Raw genomic sequence first — 16,950 nt, 5'->3', positions numbered from 1 at the left:
AGGAGTCGAAGCTGGAGAACCTGGGACACCTGGGTGACCGCAACGATCACGACTCGCAGGGCCTGTTCCAGCAGCGCCCGTCGTCCGGTTGGGGCACGGTGGAGCAGATCACCGACCCCGAATACTCCACCACCGCNTTCCTGGANGGNNTGAAGCAGGTCGAGGGCTGGCAGGACATGCCCCTGACCGAAGCCGCCCAGACGGTACAGGTGTCGGCCTACCCGTTCCACTACGCCCAGTGGGAGACCCAGGCCGCCGACCTCGTCGCCGAGCACTGGACCAGCTGACCCCACCCACAACCCCAGACCTAACCCGTACAAGGGGGAAAGAAGCTGTTGGCCGGCACCCGAAACCGGGTGCCGGCCAACAGTCGTCTCGCTGCTGCCGCCGATGATCGTGCGGGGATCCGGAGCGATCTCTTACAACGGTCTACCGAGCGCCCGGCGTGGGCGGAGTCACTTCCTCGCGAGTAACCGCGAGCGATCATCTGACGGTAGAACGTAGGCATGAGTAGCCGAGGCGATCATTACGGGATTCGGCGCGGTCGCGAGTCGGACGTCGATCAGCTCGCCCGCCTGCATGCGACCGTTCAACTGCAGGCGGCAACCGGTGGAGAACCGCACGCGGGGATCAGCGCATGGGTCCACGATCTGCTGAGCGGGCATCCTTCGGTCACACCCGACGACTTCCTGGTCGTGGAGGACACCACCACCGGCCGGCTGGCGGCCAGTTTGGTCGGTCTTCGTCAGGAGTGGAACCTGGCCGGGATTCCGCTGCCGGTGATGCAGGTCGAGTTGGTGGGCACGGCACCGGAGCATCGCGGGAACCAGCTCACCGAACGGTTACTCGCCGCGCTGCACGACCGCTGCGCGACCGATCGCGTGCCACTCCAGATCGTCGAAGGGATTCCCCACTTCTACCGTCGGTTTGGCTACGACTACGCGCTGGCCCACGGCGGTGCACCCACGGTGCCCGCCACCGCCCTGCCGGACGTCTACCCGGGCCCCTGGACCGTCCGCCCCGCTACCGCGGCCGACGCGGACGCCCTCGCCCGCCTCGACCGACGGCAGGTGGACGGGGATGCTCTGGTCAGCCCACGCGACGCCGTCGCCTGGCGGTACGAACTCGTGGGCCGCCGGGCGGAGGCTATCGTTCGCCGCGAGGTCGCCGTACTGCTGCGCGGCGAACAGGTCCAGGGATATCTGGTGCACGGCACCGCGCTCAACGCGGCGGGAGAGCTGGTCGTGCTCGCCGCGACCTGCGAGCCTGCCGGGCGCTGGCCGGAGGCCGCCGCCGCGACGTACGCCTATCTCGGCCGGGTCGGTCGGCGCTACGCCACGATGGCCCAGCGCCCGTTCCACGCAGTGCGTCCGCTGCTCGATCCGGACCACCTCCTGGCCCGGATCGGGCCTACCGGAATACCAACGCGCCCCAGAGCCTGGTACGCCCGAACCGGCGACCCGGTCGAGCTGCTCGCCCGCCTCGCCCCGCTGTTACGCAGCCGCTGGCAGTCGGCCGATCTGCGTTGGCCCGAATCCACGCTCGTGATTGACACCTACACCGCGAGCGCGCACCTCGAGTTCGACGACGGTGAACTAACGGCGGTGACGGCGAGACGGAGCACGATCGGTCCGAGCTCCGACGCGAGCCACCATGCTGCCATTCCGCCCGGTGCCCTGCTGCACCTCACCGTTGGTCACCGCACCCTGCCTGAGGTGCTCGATGCCTGGCCGGACGCCGCCGTGCGCGACGGCCTAACCGGGCAGTTCCTGACAGCCGCGTTCCCGCGCGTACCGGTGCGGGTCTGGCCGTGGAACTGACGAGCCACGATCCTGAGCCGCGTTGTTGCTAGATCGCACGCTGATTCTGCCTCGCGTGTCTTCGATCCAGGCGTCTGGTGTGGCTGCGGTGGCACGACGGTTCGAGGTCATCGACGGCCGGTCCCCCCGGCGGCGGGAAGGCCAAGTGCTTCGCCTGCAACAGGGCAGTTCCCGGCCGCGCGGGAGGTACGAGCACGTTCAGGCCTGTGCGGTGTCGATCAGGACGAGTGCGACGACGACGCGGGATCAGCAGGAGCCGTACCGGTAGGTGCCGCTGCCGGCTGCGGTGACGCCGACGTCGCGGCGAACGACCGAGACCTCGTCACCGACCGCCGAGCACACCTTCGCGAACGCACTGTCGGTGTACTCGATGACAATGACGTTGTCGCCGTACACGCCGGTGAAGTAGTCACACTCGTTGTGGCGCCCACACTCCTCGGCGGTGGCGAAGTCGAGTCCGGCGTTCCTGCCACGCGTACCGAGGTCGGTGCTGTTCTTTTGCCCGATGGCGAGCCCTATCTCGTGGGCGTGTGGCGCCAGCAACTCCAGGTAGGCGATCGCGTCATGAATGGAGAGTAGGCCCGTAGAACGTTCGTACGAGTCGATGTTGTCTGGTTCGATCTCCTGGTAGCCGGCCCGCGCAGCCGTCGAACCAGTTCTGGACGATACCCGCGATTGCCACACGTTTGGCCGAGGTTGATATATCGAGCAGAATTTCGTTCCAGTCGCCATCAGCGACGTAGTTTCCGTCGGAGTCGCGGAGCAGGAGGTCATCGTGCCGGCTCTGCCATCAGTCAACTTCGTTGGGCTGTACCTGGAACGCGGTGACATAGCAGATGTGGTAGAGGTTGGCGGCGATCGGATCCTGTCGGTCGCGGCTTACGACCCGCACCCCGGGCGGGGGCGGGTAGGCAGCGCCGGTCTGATAGTCAAATTTTGCATTGACCGGTGGCAAACCGTGGTGACGGCCGTAGGCGCGGGCCCACCGGCTGGGCGTTACTGACGCTCACCCGGTGGGCTCGCCCTGTCTTACGGGCAGGTCTTCCAGGCCAAGTTGTAGGTGGTGGAGATGGCCCCGTCGGTCGAGTCCATCGTCATGAAACTCGTTGTGGTGCTGGTGTCCGAGGTGCCGGCGAGCGCCCAGAGCTCTGTGTTGATGTTGAAGTTGCGGAACTCGCCGCACGGGTGCCAGACCAGCGAGGCGACGTCTGTGATGTCGGTGGCCTGCCAGTTGTCCACCAGCGGACCGTCGAAGATGTGGGTCGTGTAGGCCGTGGGTGACATTCCCTGGAAGTAGTAGTTCGCCCGCTCCACGCCGGACGCGCCGTCCGCTAGGGCGGCGAAGCCGCGGTAGTCAGCCTGGGCCACCGCGTAGGTGAACCCCTGGGGGACGTGAACCCGTAGATTGAGCTGGCAATTGCGGCGCCAGTCGGTCGGCTCCGCCCCGACCCCGACCTGGGCGATGAATGCGCTGTAGGTGACCGTGAATGCGGTGTTGTCGGCCGACATGGCGGTGGCGGCAGTGCCGGCCGGGCAGCCAGAGCCATTGACAGTAACCAGATCGATGACGATCTGACCTGGGGGTGGGGTCGCGGGCTCGGGGAATTCCACCACCGGGTTCGTGGGAGCCAGCAGGGAGAGGATCATGCCTCCGGTTGCGAGCCAACTGAACATGAGAATCCTTCCTGTACGCCTCGGTGCGTGATCGGCGGTACCGGCTGGCGTTGGACCATCCGGGATTTGAGAGGAAGACAGGTTCCGTGCCGAAAGGCAGTGGTAGGGAGAGTTCGGAGGCCAGCCGGACCGCGCACATGAGGATACGGGCGCCTCGGCGAGGAACTAGCGCCACACCAGTGACCATTGCCCAATTAATGCATATTGATGTCCTGGCGCATCCGCCCGCCGCCGTGCCACCCCGACAATACGAGAGGTCGGACGCTATGTCGCTGCCATGCTGGTAAGGCGGATTCGACCGATAGATTCCTCATCGCACTTTGCGAAATGATACATAAATTCATCACGGTTGGCCGCTTGACGTGGCCGGTGGCCGGCTGCGACCAGGCTGATTCGTTGCAGAGGCATGGCTCGGCCTACGCGGTCAACTGCTCGCGGAAGAAGGTGACGGCCGCGCTGGCGAGGCGAGTGCGGATCCGTTCCGCGTCGGGCATGTCCTGCACGAACACGTAGTGGCCAGCCGACGGGTCGGCGCAGTGCTCGGTCGCGCCCGGAATCAAGGAAGCGTAGTGCAGTGCGTTGGTCTCGGCCGGGGTCTGGTCGTCCTCGCCGGTCCACCAGATCGACACGGGCGTCGTGATGCCCTGCAGGCTGGTGGAGGTGAGTAGTTGACCCTGCGCCGGACAGATGAGAAGACCCGCGCTCACTCGGCGGTCGGCGTAGTCGTCGCCGGATTCGGCGATCCACGCGGCGATGTCATCGGCACCGATTCGGTCGGTCAGTTCGTCGATCAGCGTCGGGTATTCCGGCGGTGGCGCCACCGCCGTTCGTCCGGTGGCGATAGCGCCGAACATGTCGGCGTTGATCCGTGCGCCAAGCACCGCGGCGGCGGTGTAGCCGCCGAGCGAGAAACCGGCGACACCAACGGGACCGCCATCGGCGAGGTGGTCCAGTGCGACCGAAAGGTCCTGGGGGCGGTCCCACCAACGCGCGAAGCCTTCGGCGTGGTAGCCGCTACGGTAGTTGTTGCCGTGATGGTCGACGCCGATCACCCGCATGCCGGCCGTGGCCAGCGGCTCGGCCAGCCAGCACAGGTCGAGTGCGCAACCGCCGGTTCCGTGCGAGAGCAGAACAGTGCCACTGGTCGTCGTGGTGGCTGCCGGCCACACATAGGTCACGACTGGCCGTGGACCGTCCGTCCCCCAGGCTTCTCGTCGGGGGTCTGTCAGCACGCGGACGTCCGGTGAGGCCATGCCGAAACTATGGCAGGAGCCCGCCAACGCCTGGAGCCACCGCTCGGGACGAGCTATCGGTGGGCGACGTCGGAGGGCCTGGTGGAGAGCAGCAGCTGGGTAGCCCGGGCCGGGCGGCCGTTCATGGTGTGCACGGAGACCTCGCGGGTGGCGACCCGATCGAAGTCGACGAACAAGTCGATCAACCAGTCCATTGTGTGATGTCGGCACACCGCCCCGTCGTCGGTTTCGAACACCCCATAGCTGCCGTACGTCGTGGCGAACTGCTGATACCGAGAACGATTCCGCCGGTCCACCTGCAGGCACAGGTCGCTGAGGTAGAGGAGCCCACCGGGCCGCAGAACCCGGCGTAGCTCTGCCACCAGCTCCCGCTGCCCGGCGTCGCCCGGCACGCACGTCAGCACCGCGAACAGCAACACCACGTCAACGCTGCCGTCCGGATGGTCCAGCCGGGGAGGAGCGTCAAGAACCGTGAACCGCGCCCCCGGCTGCTGCGCACGTGCGCGGGCGACGAGATTGGGAGCGACATCCACTCCCTCGACATTGTCGAAGCCCCACTCGGTGAGCTGGCCCGCCAGCCGCCCGTAACCGCACCCGTAGTCGAGGATGTGCGCCTGGCGATCGACGCCCTCCAGCCATGAAGGCTCAACCGGATGCCCGAAGGTCTTGGACGTCCCTGTGGAGTTCCAGTACCCCAGCTGATTGTCAAGATCCACCATGGCGATGAGCATTCCACCGAGCGCCACGGACCTCAAGGGCCGCACAACATCAACCGATGCGGGGGTGCCGTCCAAAGCTGTGGCGCCGCCTCTGGGGTGGCGCCACAGCGAACCCTTGTCAGATTTAGTCGAAAGTCTTTCCTACCGTTTCGTATGGGCCGGCAGATACGTTCATCGACCCCCGGAAGGGATCGTCCACCCGTTCGACGACAAACAGCAGCAGAGAAATCATGCCCGCAATCGCGGAAACCAGGACCAGGGAGCCAGTACGCGTCCGGGTGGGGATGAGGCAGGACATCAGAATGATGGCCACCGCGCCGATCAGGAGCGTGAACCACAGCGTTGGGGGAAGCGCGGTAGTGCTGAAGGTGCTTCGGATTTGACGGGACTTGCTCCAGTCCTCGAATTCCGACAGGGCGAGGCCGCTCAACTGCTGATCTTTGTCAGAACTCGGCGTGAAGCCGAGAAGGGTATGGGAGATCTGTTCCTCAAGTACGCGGTCGCCATCCACGTCCTCCCCGCGCTGGTAGGCCGGCCATGCCTCATTGACCATGAAGTTGACATACTCGTTCAGCAGGCCCTTGAGCTCACTTCGGGTGGGCTCCGGATACTCGGACACCACGTTGTGCAGCGCTTTCAGGTCCGCCGCCTCGGTCGCGACCGCCAAGCCCGCCTGGGAGTACGTCCCGTACACGGTCAGGGCGGTCAGGACGAGCAGGAGCGCGTAGAGGGTGCCGGTGACCGAGACGGTGTGGGTGCTGAGATCCAGCCACTTGGGCTCGGCTTCGGACAGCTTTTTACCTCGTCCACGCAGCAGCCAAATACCGATGACGCCGATTATGAGAAATACTATCAAGAATATGAGAAATAAGAGCCAGCCCGGCATAAGCTGGTTCCAGCTCCACATGTGGTCACTCCCTGTCGCGGAGGCAAAGTCCTGAACGGGCTGCTATTGCCCGTGGCTGCTGCCCGCCATGGTGGTCGTCTTCCGGTAGCCCACCCCAGGTGTCAATGGGGGAGAAGGCGATCAAAAGCCTACCGCCGTACGGTGTGCGTAGGAGTGACTTTCCCTGAGGACAAGGAACTGACCGCTGCCTCGCTCGGTCGTGCGAGTCGGTGAGGGCGGTCTGTCAGACGTGAATCAAGGCCGAAGGCGATTTAATGTTTCCCACGGGTCTTGACTCGGCGGCCAGTGGCGCGAACACACGCCGGTTCACGTGACCTCTACGCCGATCTGGTCGTTGGGGTGGCCCCGGCGCTCCGCCTGGAGCCGGAATGAATCCGGTCGGCGCGATGAGCGGGCACTCCGTTGGAGCAGCCGGCCACCCGCTCGACGACAAATGCCACAGCGCCGACCGGGTGACCACGGGAGGTCTCGCAGTGGTGCTACGGCTGCGGGAACCCGTCCTTCGTCTCGGCCAGGAAGTTCGTCCAGGCGGCGCGGCCGAAGGCGAGGGCCGGGCCGTTCGGGTCCTTGCTGTCCCGGCACGCCACCGCCCCGTCGAGGGCAGCGACCTCGACACACTGGCCATTGGCGCTGGAACGGCTGCTCTTCTTCCAGTTTGCGTCGTTGAGGTTAGGCAGGCAGAGGCCAGCCGGCGAACCACCCTGCTGACCGGTCAACAGGCCGACGACGATGCTGGCGGCTGGCAGTGCTGCGGCCTGGTCCGCTGGGACGGTCAGCCGCCAGTCTTCGCCACTCCCACGAGGTGCTTTCCGACGAGATCTCCGGCCTGCTTGAGGTTGTCCACACCCTCCTCAAGCTGAACGGGTGCCTGCCGGCAAGCGCGTACCGCGCTGTTGAGAAGGTTGTTCTCTCCGCCGCGACTGACTTTCTGGAAGTGGGCCTGGGCCTTGTTCACGGCGTCGATGGCATCGCCGACGCTACGGCCCACCTGCTCCAACAACCGTAGCGTCGTGATCAACTCCGCTATGACCGAGTCGATCGGGCCACCGCCGCCCCGTCCGGCAGTGATCCGGTCGAGCCCGGTGTTCATCGCGCGACCGACGAGTCCGCCAGCCTTCATGCCGGCGTAGGCCGCGCCAACCGCAATCAGCGGGGATGGGTGGTAGCCGGCAGCGTCCACGGCTGCCGTGGCCGCTATCGCCATCCCACCGCCAGTTGCCTTGCCGATCTTTTCGCTGGCCTTGCTAATGCCATCTCGCGCCGATTCGACGGCGGTGTCACGGAGAGCGCCCGCAACGGCGGTCAGGGCTCCGGCAGCCTTTTGCCGTGCTCCAGGTCTACCTAGATCGCTGGTGCGCCTTCGCTGGTAGCGCCCTCTCGTCCACGCCATCGACGCTACCGAACTTGATCCAGGAAGGCGCAGCCGGACGCGATCAGCATTGGCAAGATCCCAGCAGTTTCGCCTGCAACCTCGGCTGCGGTGGTCTCCGCTATAGCCTCGCCAGCCGCACGTTGTTCCTTGGAGCCTGCTTCAAAGTCGATACACGCGTCCCATAGAGATCCGATGCTTGACGAGTAGGCCCACATCCCATAGATGGTTGAGTTGACCTTGACGTGTGCCTGGCCGTTGTGGCCGATGTGGCGGCGGTCTGGTTCTTCGGGGGTGTTGCCCATCCCTTCGGCGAGTGGGTGGAGCTTGATGCGACGGAACGGCTTCTCCAGCTCCCCGTTCGGATCGAACTCAATCAGTAGGCCGCGGTCGAGGAGCTGGTCGATGACTGGTCCTGGGTTGGTGGGGCCGGCGCCGGCGGCGAGGAGGTCGCGTTGGAGGGTTTCGCGGGTGATCTCCAGGCGGGCATGGCGCTCGGGGTCGAGGAAGGCGCGCCCCCACACCTGGAATTCGTCGTCGGTGAGCTCCTCGGAGTCGTTGCCGAGCCGGACCTCCCAGAACTCCGGGTTGGGGTCGGGTGGGGTGACGTACCGGTAGGAGGGGCCGAGGTTGAGGCCGACGGGGACGATGACGGTGGGCATCGGGGGACCTTCCGAGGGTTCGGTGTCAGAGGACGGCGTTGTACTTCTCGGTCTGTGCGACGGCGGCCTGGATCAGGCCGGCGCCCTCACCGAACTTCTGCTTGGCGGCGGTGAGCTTGCCGATAGCGCCCATGACGGCGGGCTGCTGGGTGCCGGCGGCGAGGGCTTGGAGCACAGCGATGGCCTTGTCGACCTGGGCGTTGGCGCCGGCGAGCTGAGCGAGAGCCTTGTCCGCCTCAGTCTTGCCGTGGGCCAGGCCCGCCTTGATGTCTCCGATGGTGGCCATTGACTTTCCTCCCTGGGTTGTGGGGTTCAACGCCCTGCCGTCGGTCGCAGGTGCGCCTGGTGTCAGCCGCGGGTCGCGGCGATGAAGATGAACCACAAGATCGGCATGCCGACGAAGCAGATCGCGCCGCCGACTTTCCTGGACCGGGTGCCACCACCCCCGATGCGGGGCTGCCCGACGAGGCTGATGGTGAGATAGCCGGCGAAGAAGGCGAGCGCGGGCAGTCCACACAGGGACCAGGGCACCAGGTGCAATGGGATGCGACCGAGGTCCTTGTCGGGGCTGAGGGCAAACATCAACAGCGACGCGAAGGTGCCGACTATCGCCGCGACGGTGTAGACGAGGGCATTGCGGGCCAGCGGGGTGAACCCCGGCAACAACGGTGGCTGGGCTGCTCGCCGGTGGGCGTTCTCGGCGGCGGCGTCGGCGGCGTTGGCGGCGGTCGTCGCTCGCCGCAGCGCCTCGGCCGGGTCCGGGATGGGGCCGGGCGCGATCCGGCCGAACTGCGGGGCGGGTAGGCGCAGGGTGGCGGCGAGGTGGTGCAGGTGCTGCCGTTGCGCCGCCACCCGCTGGGTGAGCTGGTCCACCGCGGCCTGCCCGTCGCGGCTGGCGGCGGCCTGCTGCTCGCCGCGGGAGCGTTCCTCCTTCAGCAGGGCGGACAAGCGGCGGGCGTGATCGGTGTAGGCGGCCCAGCCGCCATCGCGGGGCAGTGGGGTGTCCGGTTGCTCAGTCATGCGTACTCATCGATCTGGTCGAGGGTGCCGGGGCGCACGTAGGGGACGATGAGGGCGCGGCGGTTGTCGTGCCGGTCGATCAGCAGCGCGCGGTTGGGGCGGGACTGCCACTCCGAGGCGTAGTCGCCGAGCAGGGAGCCGACCTCGTTGCTGGGCAGGTTGAGGGCGACGAGGCAGGCGACCTCGTTGCCGCCGGTGGGCCCGAGGTCGCTGCTGAACCGGCTCACCGAGCGCCACCAGCCGAGCAGGTGGACACCGTGGGTGGGGCCGTTGGCCAGCACGTCGCGCAGCTCGTCGTGCCCCGAGCGGTAGGTGGTGGGGTCGCTGGTGGCCAGCAGGCTGCTGGCGATATCCGCGCCGAAGATCACCAGATGGGTGGTCGGCCCACCATCGGAAACGGTCGGCTGGGCGAGCTCCGCCAGCCGCGCCCGAAGCTGGGTCGCGTTGATCGTCTCGTACGGGTGCCCGGCGGCGGCGACCGCCTCGACGGTGGCGTCGGAGGCCTCGTCGGCGGCGGCGACCAGCGGCGCGATGAGGAACCGGGCCGTGCCGGGCGCGTACTGGCGGGCCAAACTGGCCGTGGCCGCATAGAGCACGTCGGCCCCGACCGGGGAGGTACCCAGGACCGCCAGGTGACTGCCCGGGGTCGCGTCGAGGGTGAAACCCGCGGTGGGCAGGCCGACGGCCACGGTCCGGCCGACCAGGGCTCGCCGTCGCCTAACGTCGGGGGTCAGGGCGACGAAGGTGGGATCCTGGTCGGGATGCTGCTCGGCGTAGCCGGCGAAGACCGTCGGCGGGGTGCCACCCGGACGGCGGGCACTCCAGAGCAGGTGCCGCTGGGTGGCCACCGACCCCGCGTCGGCGTTCGGGAAGCGGATGACCCGGTTCGCTCCCGGAATCCCGGCCGCCGAGTTGATGACCGCCCCGCCGACGGGCAGGTTGTCCGCGCCGTCGTTGAGCTGGTCGAGGACACCACCGCCACCGGCGAGAGCGACCCGCAGCGGGAACTGGCCAAAGATCGAGTCGGTCTTGGTGAAGAGCGCCTCCACCCCGGAGATCGTCTGCGACGCCAGGATCAGGTGGACGCCGTACGAGCGGCCCTTGCGCGCCAGCTCCTCAAGAAGCGCCACCGCCTGCTGGGCCACCGCGTCGTTGCCCTCGAAGAGCACATGGAATTCGTCGATCACCGCCAGCAGCCGGGGCATCGCCACATCGGGGCGACCGGTCCGCAGATCGGCCAGCTTGGTCACGCCGGCCCGCTTCAGCTCAGTCGCCCGGCGGGTCATCTCCCGTGACAGCGTTCGCAGCACCGCCAGCCCGTACTCCCGGTCGGACTCGATGCCGACCGTGTGGGCGTGCGGAATCCAGGACGGGTCCACCACCGTCGGGGTGAACTCCGCGAACGACACGCCTTCCTTGAAGTCCAAAAGGTAGAGCGACAACTCGTCCGGCGAGTAGCGGGAGGCCAGGCCGTAGAGCACGTCGAGGAGAAACACCGTCTTGCCCGACCCGGTACGCCCCCCCACCAGCCAGTGCGGCGTCGCGTCGTCCAACGCCAGCACGCACTCGGTACGCCCCTCCCGGCCCACCACCGTCCGCAGGCCGTCGATCGACGACTGCTGCCAGATCTCCTCCGGCATCAGCATCGTGAAGTCTGTAGCCGTCTGCACCCGAGCCGACTTCGCCAACCGGCGGCAGACCGCCTCCACCAGCGTGTCCGGCGGGCCGGCGTCCAGCCGTACCGGCACCGCCAACCCCGAGTCGTCCGAGCTGAACCGGTGCTGCCCCGGCGGGTCGGAGACCGCGAACACCCCACCGCTCGACGCCGTCAGCGCAGTGGTGCCCTCCAGGCGCGGCGCCGTGTTCAGCCCGCCCGGATGTTGCGGCGGTGGGTAGCCGGCGAGCAGCAGGAACACCCCGGCCGCCGGTCCCGCGTGCGCGATCGCCGCCAACCGGGACCATTCCCTACGCCCGGCACCTTCCGGCATCGCCGCCACGCACACCAGCAGCACCGAAGGAACCGACTGGCCGCCCTGGGCGCGCTCGATCCGCTCCTCCGCCTCGGCCAGCACCTGCTGAAACCCCGCCAGGTCGATCGCCGGACGTGGCCACGCCTCCGCCTCCACCATCTCGCGGAACGGACCGAAAACGGTCCCGAGGGTCGCCCCATCCACCGCCGCGACCTGAAGCACGCCGTCCGGCAACGCCGCCAACACCCGCAGCAGTACGCCGCGTAGCCAGCGCGCCACCGCCGGATCGCGGGCGTCACTGTCGACCGTCAGGTGACCGGCGCCCACGAATGGCGTCACAACGCTGAACCCGCTCCCCGCCACCGGCGTCGTGTCACCCAGCCGGATCAGTATCGGACGCCCCAGTGCCGCGTCCACGCCGGTGGGAAGATCCGCAGCCGAACCGTCCAGTCGGCAGCCCAGCCAACCGGGCGTCAGCCCCTCGGCGAGCCGCTGCATCCGGGCCGTGAAACGTTGCGCTTCCTCGCGGGCCTGCGCCGAGACGCCGTTTTGCGCGGTGCGGTCGCGCAACCTAGCCCGAGCAGCCTCAATGTGAGAGACGGCATCCCGGTGCGCCGCCACCGCCCGACCGAACGCTGACGCCACCGACTCCAACGCACGCCCCCAGCTCACCGACCACGGCTACTCGCGCAGACCCTACCCAAAGTGGCCACTGCGAGTCAGCCCCCACGTCGCCCTCAGCTACGGCCGCCATCGGCGTACGCCGATGGCTGTGATCCCGCCAGGGGCTCAGGAGCGTCCGGACGCACGCCGACCCCCGGGACGCCGGTCATCGGCGTCGCGGGGGTCAGGGCGGGATCAGAAGCCGTGATTGATTCCGGTGAAGGTGTGTGTGACACCGCCGGCGATGGTGTAGTCATTTCCCCAGCCGCAGTACCAGGTCACTCCGTTGTCCAGGCAGAAGTGCATGGCGGTGGATCCTGGAATTGGGGTGCTGGTGTCGGTATAGGAATAATACTGATCGGCCGTACCGTATGGGCCGAAGCGGCTCTGCCACCCGTTTCGCTCGAACCAGACGGATGCCCGCCAGCCGGCATAGTTGCTCTTGAAGCCGCCTTGGTAGTAGTTGTTGTCATTGCAGGTGCCGGCGATCGGGGTCTCGACGACGGCGGCGGCTGAGCCGATGTTCAAGGTGCTGGTAATGCTGTTGCCGACGCCGTTGCACCGTGCCTGTGCGGCACTGGGGGACACCGCCAGTGACGCGAATGTGGCACCGACAAGCCCCAGCATCGCGGTGATCGCACGCACCTTCGTTTGTCGCCTGAGCATGAGTTCTCCTTTCCTGGCACGGTTCGGGAACCGTGTCGTGCCGGGCCTGACTCTCGATGCGTCCAACCAACGGCACCGCTGTTGCGCGGCGGTTGTGGCGCTGTTGTGGGGGTGGCCTGCCCGGTCCCTCGGTGGCGTGCCGCGGAAGCGGGACGGCACCACAACCGCGCCACAACAGGTAGGGGCTAATCCTGGAGGACACCCGTTCGACCGGCGCCGATCGGGCGCCAAGGAGGTGGACCCTTTGAAGGGCATGGCACGGCTAGTTGCGGTCGGCGCAACACTGGTCCTGGCGGTGGCCGCAATTTCGGTCGGTCCGGCTGCGGCGGACGACATCTGTGCGCCGCGCAGCATCGGCGTAAGCGACGCCACTCAGTTCGAGGGCGGGTTCTTCCCGGCGGAGATCACGTTCACGGTGACGTCGGCCGGCTGCGCGGGGGGAACAGTCCAGTTCGCGACGGGGGCTGCCCCCGGCGGTGGGATGCCGATGGCCGAACCCGGACTCGACTACACGCCGGTATCCGGTGAGTTGTCCTGGCTGCCGGGGGAAACCACCAACCACACCGTCGTCGTGGACATTGTGAGCGACTACGGAATCGAGCCGGACGAGGTGTTCACGCTAGAGCTGTTCGACCCGGTCGGGCTGGGAATTGTCGACCCGGTCGGGCTGGGCACGATCCGCAACGACGACGTCACGATCACGCCCCTTGGAAAGCCACATTGCCTGGAATCATGTGTGGGCTGCCGGCTGAGCGTGACCATATCGGAGCCAGCGCCGGTCGACCTGACCATCCATTTCGCCACCCAGAATGGTACTGCGACGGCCGAATCGGACTACACCGGGATCTCCAACGGGCAACTCACCGTACCGGCCGGGGCATCAACAGCGGAGCTCAGCATCCCAGTCCGGGACGACCGGGAGGTGGAGGGCGACGAGCACTTCTACGTTCACCTCTACGCACCCTCGAACGGGAAGATCACCCAGGATCAGGTGGCCATGGGCATCGTCGACGACGACTGACGAGATCGCGGGGAAACGGGGACGGCACCCAGGTCGGTTTCGTCGGTCAGCTTGCCGGCGAGCTGCTCCGCCTCATCGGTCGCGCTCGCCTCGTGGTAGAGGCGAACAGCCGTTGACCAGTGGCGTTCTGCGGCACCTCGGCTGCCGGTCAGCTCCGCGAGGTCGCCGAGGTTGCGGAGCACGTGTGCCTGCTCGTACAGGTCGGGCACGGCCCGCCGAAGGCTGGCGCTTGCCGTCAGGCAGCGGCGGGCCGCGTCAAGGTTCGCCAGGCGCAGATGCGCTTCGCCGAGCTGGTTGAGGGTGCGTGCCTCGATGTGTCGATGACCCAGGCTCCGACTCATCGTCAGTGCCCGCTCGAAGTGCTCCACCGCGGACGCGGGGTCGCCGTGGGCCAGGTAGGTGCGTCCGAGGTCGCCCAGCGCGACCATCTGGTAGCGGCGATCGCCGGCTTTGCGGCTCACGGCGAAGGCTTCGTGGAAGCAGTCGAGCGCCCGACCGTGTCGCAGCTGCTGCAGGTGCGCCTCACCGAGGCTGTTCAACGTGCTCGCCTCGAGCCGGTAGAGACCGATGGATCGGCTGGTGGCCAACGCCGCGTTCAGCGGGGCGAAGCTGAGATCGGCACAGCCCATCCGGACGTGGACGTAGCCGAGGTTGCGCTGGGCGGTCGCCGCGCCGGCCCGGTTCCCACAGTGGCGGTGCAGCCGCAGTGCGGTCTGGTACGCCTCGATCGCGGCGGTGAAACGACGCATCTCTACGAACGCCCCGCCGATGTTGTTGTGGACGTACGCCAATCCGCGGTTGTCCCCGAGCGACCGCAACAGCGCCAACGCGTGGTGGTGGCTGTCGAGCGCCTGGCTGAGCTGATGTGTCGTGCGGTAGGCCACGCCGAGCGCCCGATGCATCTCGGCTTCGAGGACCGGATCGCCGAGCCGACGGGCGGCCCGGACCGCGTGCTGGCACATCACCACCCGCTCGGACCAGTCGCCGTGCACGTCGAAGTAGCTGGTCAGTAGGTAGGTCAGCTGGCATGCCGCAGCGGGCTGGTCGTGCTCCGCCGCGTACCGCACGATCGGCAGTAGATTGTCGCGTTCAGAGTCGAGAAACGCGATCGCGTGCTCGCGAGTGGCGGAAAAGGGGAGCTCCGGAGCCGGGTGACGCAGCGTCGCGGCTACACGGTCGAGGTTGCTGTCGAGTACCTGGGTGGCCGTTGCGGCACCGACGAGATACCAGTCGAGCAACTTCTCGGCCACCTCGGCACGCGTACTCGCGGTCTCGTCGGCCAGCGCGCACCGCCGCGCGAAGAGCCGGACCAGGTCGTGGAACTGGTATCGACCGGGCCGTGGCTCGGCAACCAGGTGCGCCGCGACGAGCTCGGCCAACGCATGTTGCTGCACGTCGGCGGGCAGGCCGCAGAGCGCGGCAGCCAGTGCTGCGCCGAGGTGCGGCCCGGGATGCAGGCCGAGCAGCCGGAACAGCCGCATCGCGGGTACCGACAGCGATTGGTACGCACTGGCGAACACCACACTGACGTCGCGGCTGCCGTTCTCGATGGAGAGGTGGGCCAACCGGTCGCCGCCAGACAACTCCTCGACGAGCACCTCGATGGGCTGAGCCGGGCGCAGCGCGAGCTTTGCCGCCGCGATCCGTAACGCCAGCGGAAGCCGACCGCACAGGTCGGCGAGTCCGGCCACCGCATCGCACTCTCGGCCTACCCGCTCGGCGCCGAGCATCTTCGCCATCAGATCGGTCGCCTCGTCCCGGCTGAACAGGTCAGGGAGGATGGTGTGTACCCGGGTGTGCGTCACCAGAGCGACGAGGCTATTACGGCTCGTCACCACGAGCAGGCTCGCGGCGCTGCCGGGGATCACCGGCAACACCTGCTCGGTGGAACCGACGTCGTCGAGCACGACCAGCATGCGCTGGTCGGCGAGGATCGTGCGATACAGGGCGACTCGCTCGGCCAGCCCGGTAGGAAGCCGATCATCCGGTACCCCGAGGCACCGCAGCAGGACTGCCACCACCTCCGCCGGGGCAAGCGCATCGGCCCGGCTGTGGCCATGGAGATTGACGAAGAGCTGACCGTCCGGAAACCGGTCAGTGACGCTGGCGGCCCACTGCACCGCGAGCGACGTCTTGCCGATCCCGCCCTGGCCGCTGATCAGCACCACGGGCCGGACATCGTCGTGGCCTATTTCGATGACACTGCTCAGCTCACCCAGCTCGGCGAGGCGGCCGGTGAAGTACCCCACCGGTGCCGGCAGCTGCGCCGGTCGGGGCAGCGTCGCCGCTACCGAGTTCCGGCCTGTCGCCGCGACGGAGTTCCGGCCGAGAACCGTACCCGGTGCCCGCAGCTCACCAGGCGCGGCGCCACGGAGCAGCGCGGTGTGCAGATCTGCCAGTTCGGGCGACGGATCTACCCCGAGCTCATCGGCGAGCCGAACGCGTAGCCGTTGGTAGACGTTCAGCGCCTCGGTTGGCCGCCCGGATCCCGCCAGGGCGAGCATGCGCAGGCCCACCAGCCGTTCGCGGGTCGGGTCTGCTGCCAACAACCGCTCTACCTCGCCGAGCGCCTCATCCGATCTGCCGAGGCAGGTCAGTACCTCGCAGCGGTCCATCCGCGCGGCCAACCGCAGGTCCTCCAAGCGCGCTGCCTCGGCTGCCGTCCATCCGATCGGCTCCGCGTCGGCGAGTGCGTCACCGCGCCACAGAGCCAACGCCTGTTCCAAGGTGTCGGCAGCCCAACTGGCCATTCCGGCGGCCAGGCCGTCCCGGGCCGCCCTCGTTTGCTGTTCGAAGCGGCAAGCGTCCACCACCGTCGCATCGGTGGCGAGCAGATAGCCCGGCTCCCGGGTCTGCAGCACTCCGCCCAACCCGCTCACGTCGAGCGCGAGACGCAGCCGCGCCACGTGGCTGTGCAGCGACCGGACAGCGGTGCGCGGTGGACGCTCCCCCCACAGCGCCTCGACGAGCCGCCACAGCGGCAGCACCGCGCCGGGCCGCAGGGCCAGGGCAGCCGCCAAGGCACGGTGCCGTCGTCCCACCAACTCGGTCCGGCCGCGCGGTCCGATCACTTCGACGCCGCCGAGAATATTGACCTCAACACCCGACATCATCGACCTCTCCCGCTAGGGCAGCCCCGGCCGTTGCGGCTTCCGACGAGCTGGCATCGATACCGCGAATGATCTCTGGCTTCGAGACCAACCCTC

The 16,950-nt window shown here is 67.7% G+C and carries 14 protein-coding genes and 2 pseudogenes; 3 read left to right on the top strand and 13 right to left on the bottom strand.

The genetic code is table 11. The features are described from left to right. Together B116_RS0101615 and B116_RS0101610 are read left to right on the top strand one after the other, a co-directional pair. A pseudogene (locus B116_RS0101615) lies at positions 1–287 on the top strand (hypothetical protein); the annotation flags it as partial. A 219-nt stretch (positions 288–506) separates the two neighbouring features. After that, positions 507–1,820, top strand: coding sequence for a GNAT family N-acetyltransferase (locus B116_RS0101610; RefSeq protein ID WP_027659013.1), 1,314 nt, complete (start codon positions 507–509; stop codon positions 1,818–1,820). 246 nt (positions 1,821–2,066) lie between these two features. On the opposite strand, the pseudogene B116_RS24625 reads toward B116_RS0101610, so the two are convergent. The 12 genes and pseudogenes from B116_RS24625 to B116_RS0101550 all read right to left on the bottom strand — a co-directional run. Continuing rightward, positions 2,067–2,775: pseudogene (locus tag B116_RS24625) on the bottom strand (endo alpha-1,4 polygalactosaminidase); the annotation flags it as partial. Positions 2,776–2,849: 74 nt separating this feature from the next. Then, complete coding sequence (locus tag B116_RS0101600) at positions 2,850–3,494, bottom strand: DUF4360 domain-containing protein (protein ID WP_018723240.1); 645 nt, start codon at positions 3,492–3,494, stop codon at positions 2,850–2,852. Between the two features lie 416 nt (positions 3,495–3,910). Beyond that, positions 3,911–4,672, bottom strand: coding sequence for an alpha/beta hydrolase family protein (locus tag B116_RS0101595; RefSeq protein WP_018723239.1), 762 nt, complete (start codon positions 4,670–4,672; stop codon positions 3,911–3,913). Positions 4,673–4,800: 128 nt separating this feature from the next. After that, a complete protein-coding gene (locus tag B116_RS0101590; RefSeq protein ID WP_033667217.1) occupies positions 4,801–5,478 on the bottom strand; it encodes a class I SAM-dependent methyltransferase in 678 nt (225 codons plus the stop codon). Positions 5,479–5,590: 112 nt separating this feature from the next. Then, a complete protein-coding gene (locus B116_RS0101585) occupies positions 5,591–6,373 on the bottom strand; it encodes a bestrophin-like domain (protein WP_027659011.1) in 783 nt (260 codons plus the stop codon). A gap of 479 nt (positions 6,374–6,852) precedes the next feature. Next, positions 6,853–7,050 carry a DUF397 domain-containing protein gene (locus B116_RS0101580; protein ID WP_027659010.1) on the bottom strand — a complete coding sequence of 66 codons (198 nt, stop codon included), beginning with the start codon at positions 7,048–7,050 and terminating at the stop codon, positions 6,853–6,855. A gap of 95 nt (positions 7,051–7,145) precedes the next feature. Beyond that, positions 7,146–7,577 (bottom strand): hypothetical protein, encoded by a 432-nt coding sequence (locus B116_RS0101575; protein WP_018723236.1) that lies wholly within the window; start codon positions 7,575–7,577, stop codon positions 7,146–7,148. Between the two features lie 191 nt (positions 7,578–7,768). Then, the gene (locus B116_RS0101570; RefSeq protein WP_027659009.1) at positions 7,769–8,404 is read right to left on the bottom strand and encodes a hypothetical protein; all 636 of its coding nucleotides are present in this window, start codon (positions 8,402–8,404) and stop codon (positions 7,769–7,771) included. A 25-nt stretch (positions 8,405–8,429) separates the two neighbouring features. After that, a complete protein-coding gene (locus B116_RS0101565; RefSeq protein ID WP_018723234.1) occupies positions 8,430–8,690 on the bottom strand; it encodes a hypothetical protein in 261 nt (86 codons plus the stop codon). A gap of 62 nt (positions 8,691–8,752) precedes the next feature. Continuing rightward, positions 8,753–9,424, bottom strand: a complete 672-nt coding sequence (locus B116_RS0101560; RefSeq protein WP_018723233.1) for a hypothetical protein — start codon at positions 9,422–9,424, stop codon at positions 8,753–8,755. Further along, on the bottom strand, positions 9,421–11,892 hold the full coding sequence (locus tag B116_RS0101555) for an FtsK/SpoIIIE domain-containing protein (protein ID WP_027659008.1): 2,472 nt from the start codon (positions 11,890–11,892) through the stop codon (positions 9,421–9,423). Before B116_RS0101555 ends, B116_RS0101560 begins: the two co-directional genes overlap by 4 nt. Positions 11,893–12,252: 360 nt before the next feature. Then, positions 12,253–12,723, bottom strand: a complete 471-nt coding sequence (locus tag B116_RS0101550) for a hypothetical protein (protein ID WP_027659007.1) — start codon at positions 12,721–12,723, stop codon at positions 12,253–12,255. 253 nt (positions 12,724–12,976) lie between these two features. On the opposite strand from B116_RS0101550, the gene B116_RS0101545 reads away from it, so the two are divergent. Further along, positions 12,977–13,744: a Calx-beta domain-containing protein gene (locus B116_RS0101545; RefSeq protein WP_027659006.1), complete on the top strand. Its 768-nt coding sequence runs from the start codon at positions 12,977–12,979 to the stop codon at positions 13,742–13,744. Here the strand turns inward: B116_RS0101545 and B116_RS0101540 are convergent. Beyond that, positions 13,711–16,854, bottom strand: coding sequence for an AfsR/SARP family transcriptional regulator (locus tag B116_RS0101540; protein WP_027659005.1), 3,144 nt, complete (start codon positions 16,852–16,854; stop codon positions 13,711–13,713). The genes B116_RS0101545 and B116_RS0101540 overlap by 34 nt on opposite strands. Between the last annotated feature and the right edge of the window lie 96 nt (positions 16,855–16,950).

Source organism: Salinispora fenicalii (assembly GCF_000514815.1).
GTDB lineage: Bacteria > Actinomycetota > Actinomycetes > Mycobacteriales > Micromonosporaceae > Micromonospora > Micromonospora fenicalii.
Note: the sequence above shows the minus strand (reverse complement) of the source record. Positions and strands in the feature narration are given on the sequence as shown.

What these genes read in the sequence shown, in the direction of transcription:
- B116_RS0101555 (WP_027659008.1), bottom strand. Translation starts at nt 11,892, where the DNA reads ATGCAGCGGCTCGCCGAGGGGCTGACGCCCGGTTGGCTGGGCTGCCGA.
- B116_RS0101545 (WP_027659006.1), top strand. Translation starts at nt 12,977, where the DNA reads ATGGCACGGCTAGTTGCGGTCGGCGCAACACTGGTCCTGGCGGTGGCC.
- B116_RS0101540 (WP_027659005.1), bottom strand. Translation starts at nt 16,854, where the DNA reads ATGTCGGGTGTTGAGGTCAATATTCTCGGCGGCGTCGAAGTGATCGGA.
- B116_RS0101585 (WP_027659011.1), bottom strand. Translation starts at nt 6,373, where the DNA reads ATGTGGAGCTGGAACCAGCTTATGCCGGGCTGGCTCTTATTTCTCATA.
- B116_RS0101590 (WP_033667217.1), bottom strand. Translation starts at nt 5,478, where the DNA reads ATGCTCATCGCCATGGTGGATCTTGACAATCAGCTGGGGTACTGGAAC.
- B116_RS0101575 (WP_018723236.1), bottom strand. Translation starts at nt 7,577, where the DNA reads ATGGCGATAGCGGCCACGGCAGCCGTGGACGCTGCCGGCTACCACCCA.
- B116_RS0101565 (WP_018723234.1), bottom strand. Translation starts at nt 8,690, where the DNA reads ATGGCCACCATCGGAGACATCAAGGCGGGCCTGGCCCACGGCAAGACT.
- B116_RS0101610 (WP_027659013.1), top strand. Translation starts at nt 507, where the DNA reads ATGAGTAGCCGAGGCGATCATTACGGGATTCGGCGCGGTCGCGAGTCG.
- B116_RS0101550 (WP_027659007.1), bottom strand. Translation starts at nt 12,723, where the DNA reads ATGCTCAGGCGACAAACGAAGGTGCGTGCGATCACCGCGATGCTGGGG.
- B116_RS0101570 (WP_027659009.1), bottom strand. Translation starts at nt 8,404, where the DNA reads ATGCCCACCGTCATCGTCCCCGTCGGCCTCAACCTCGGCCCCTCCTAC.
- B116_RS0101560 (WP_018723233.1), bottom strand. Translation starts at nt 9,424, where the DNA reads ATGACTGAGCAACCGGACACCCCACTGCCCCGCGATGGCGGCTGGGCC.
- B116_RS0101600 (WP_018723240.1), bottom strand. Translation starts at nt 3,494, where the DNA reads ATGTTCAGTTGGCTCGCAACCGGAGGCATGATCCTCTCCCTGCTGGCT.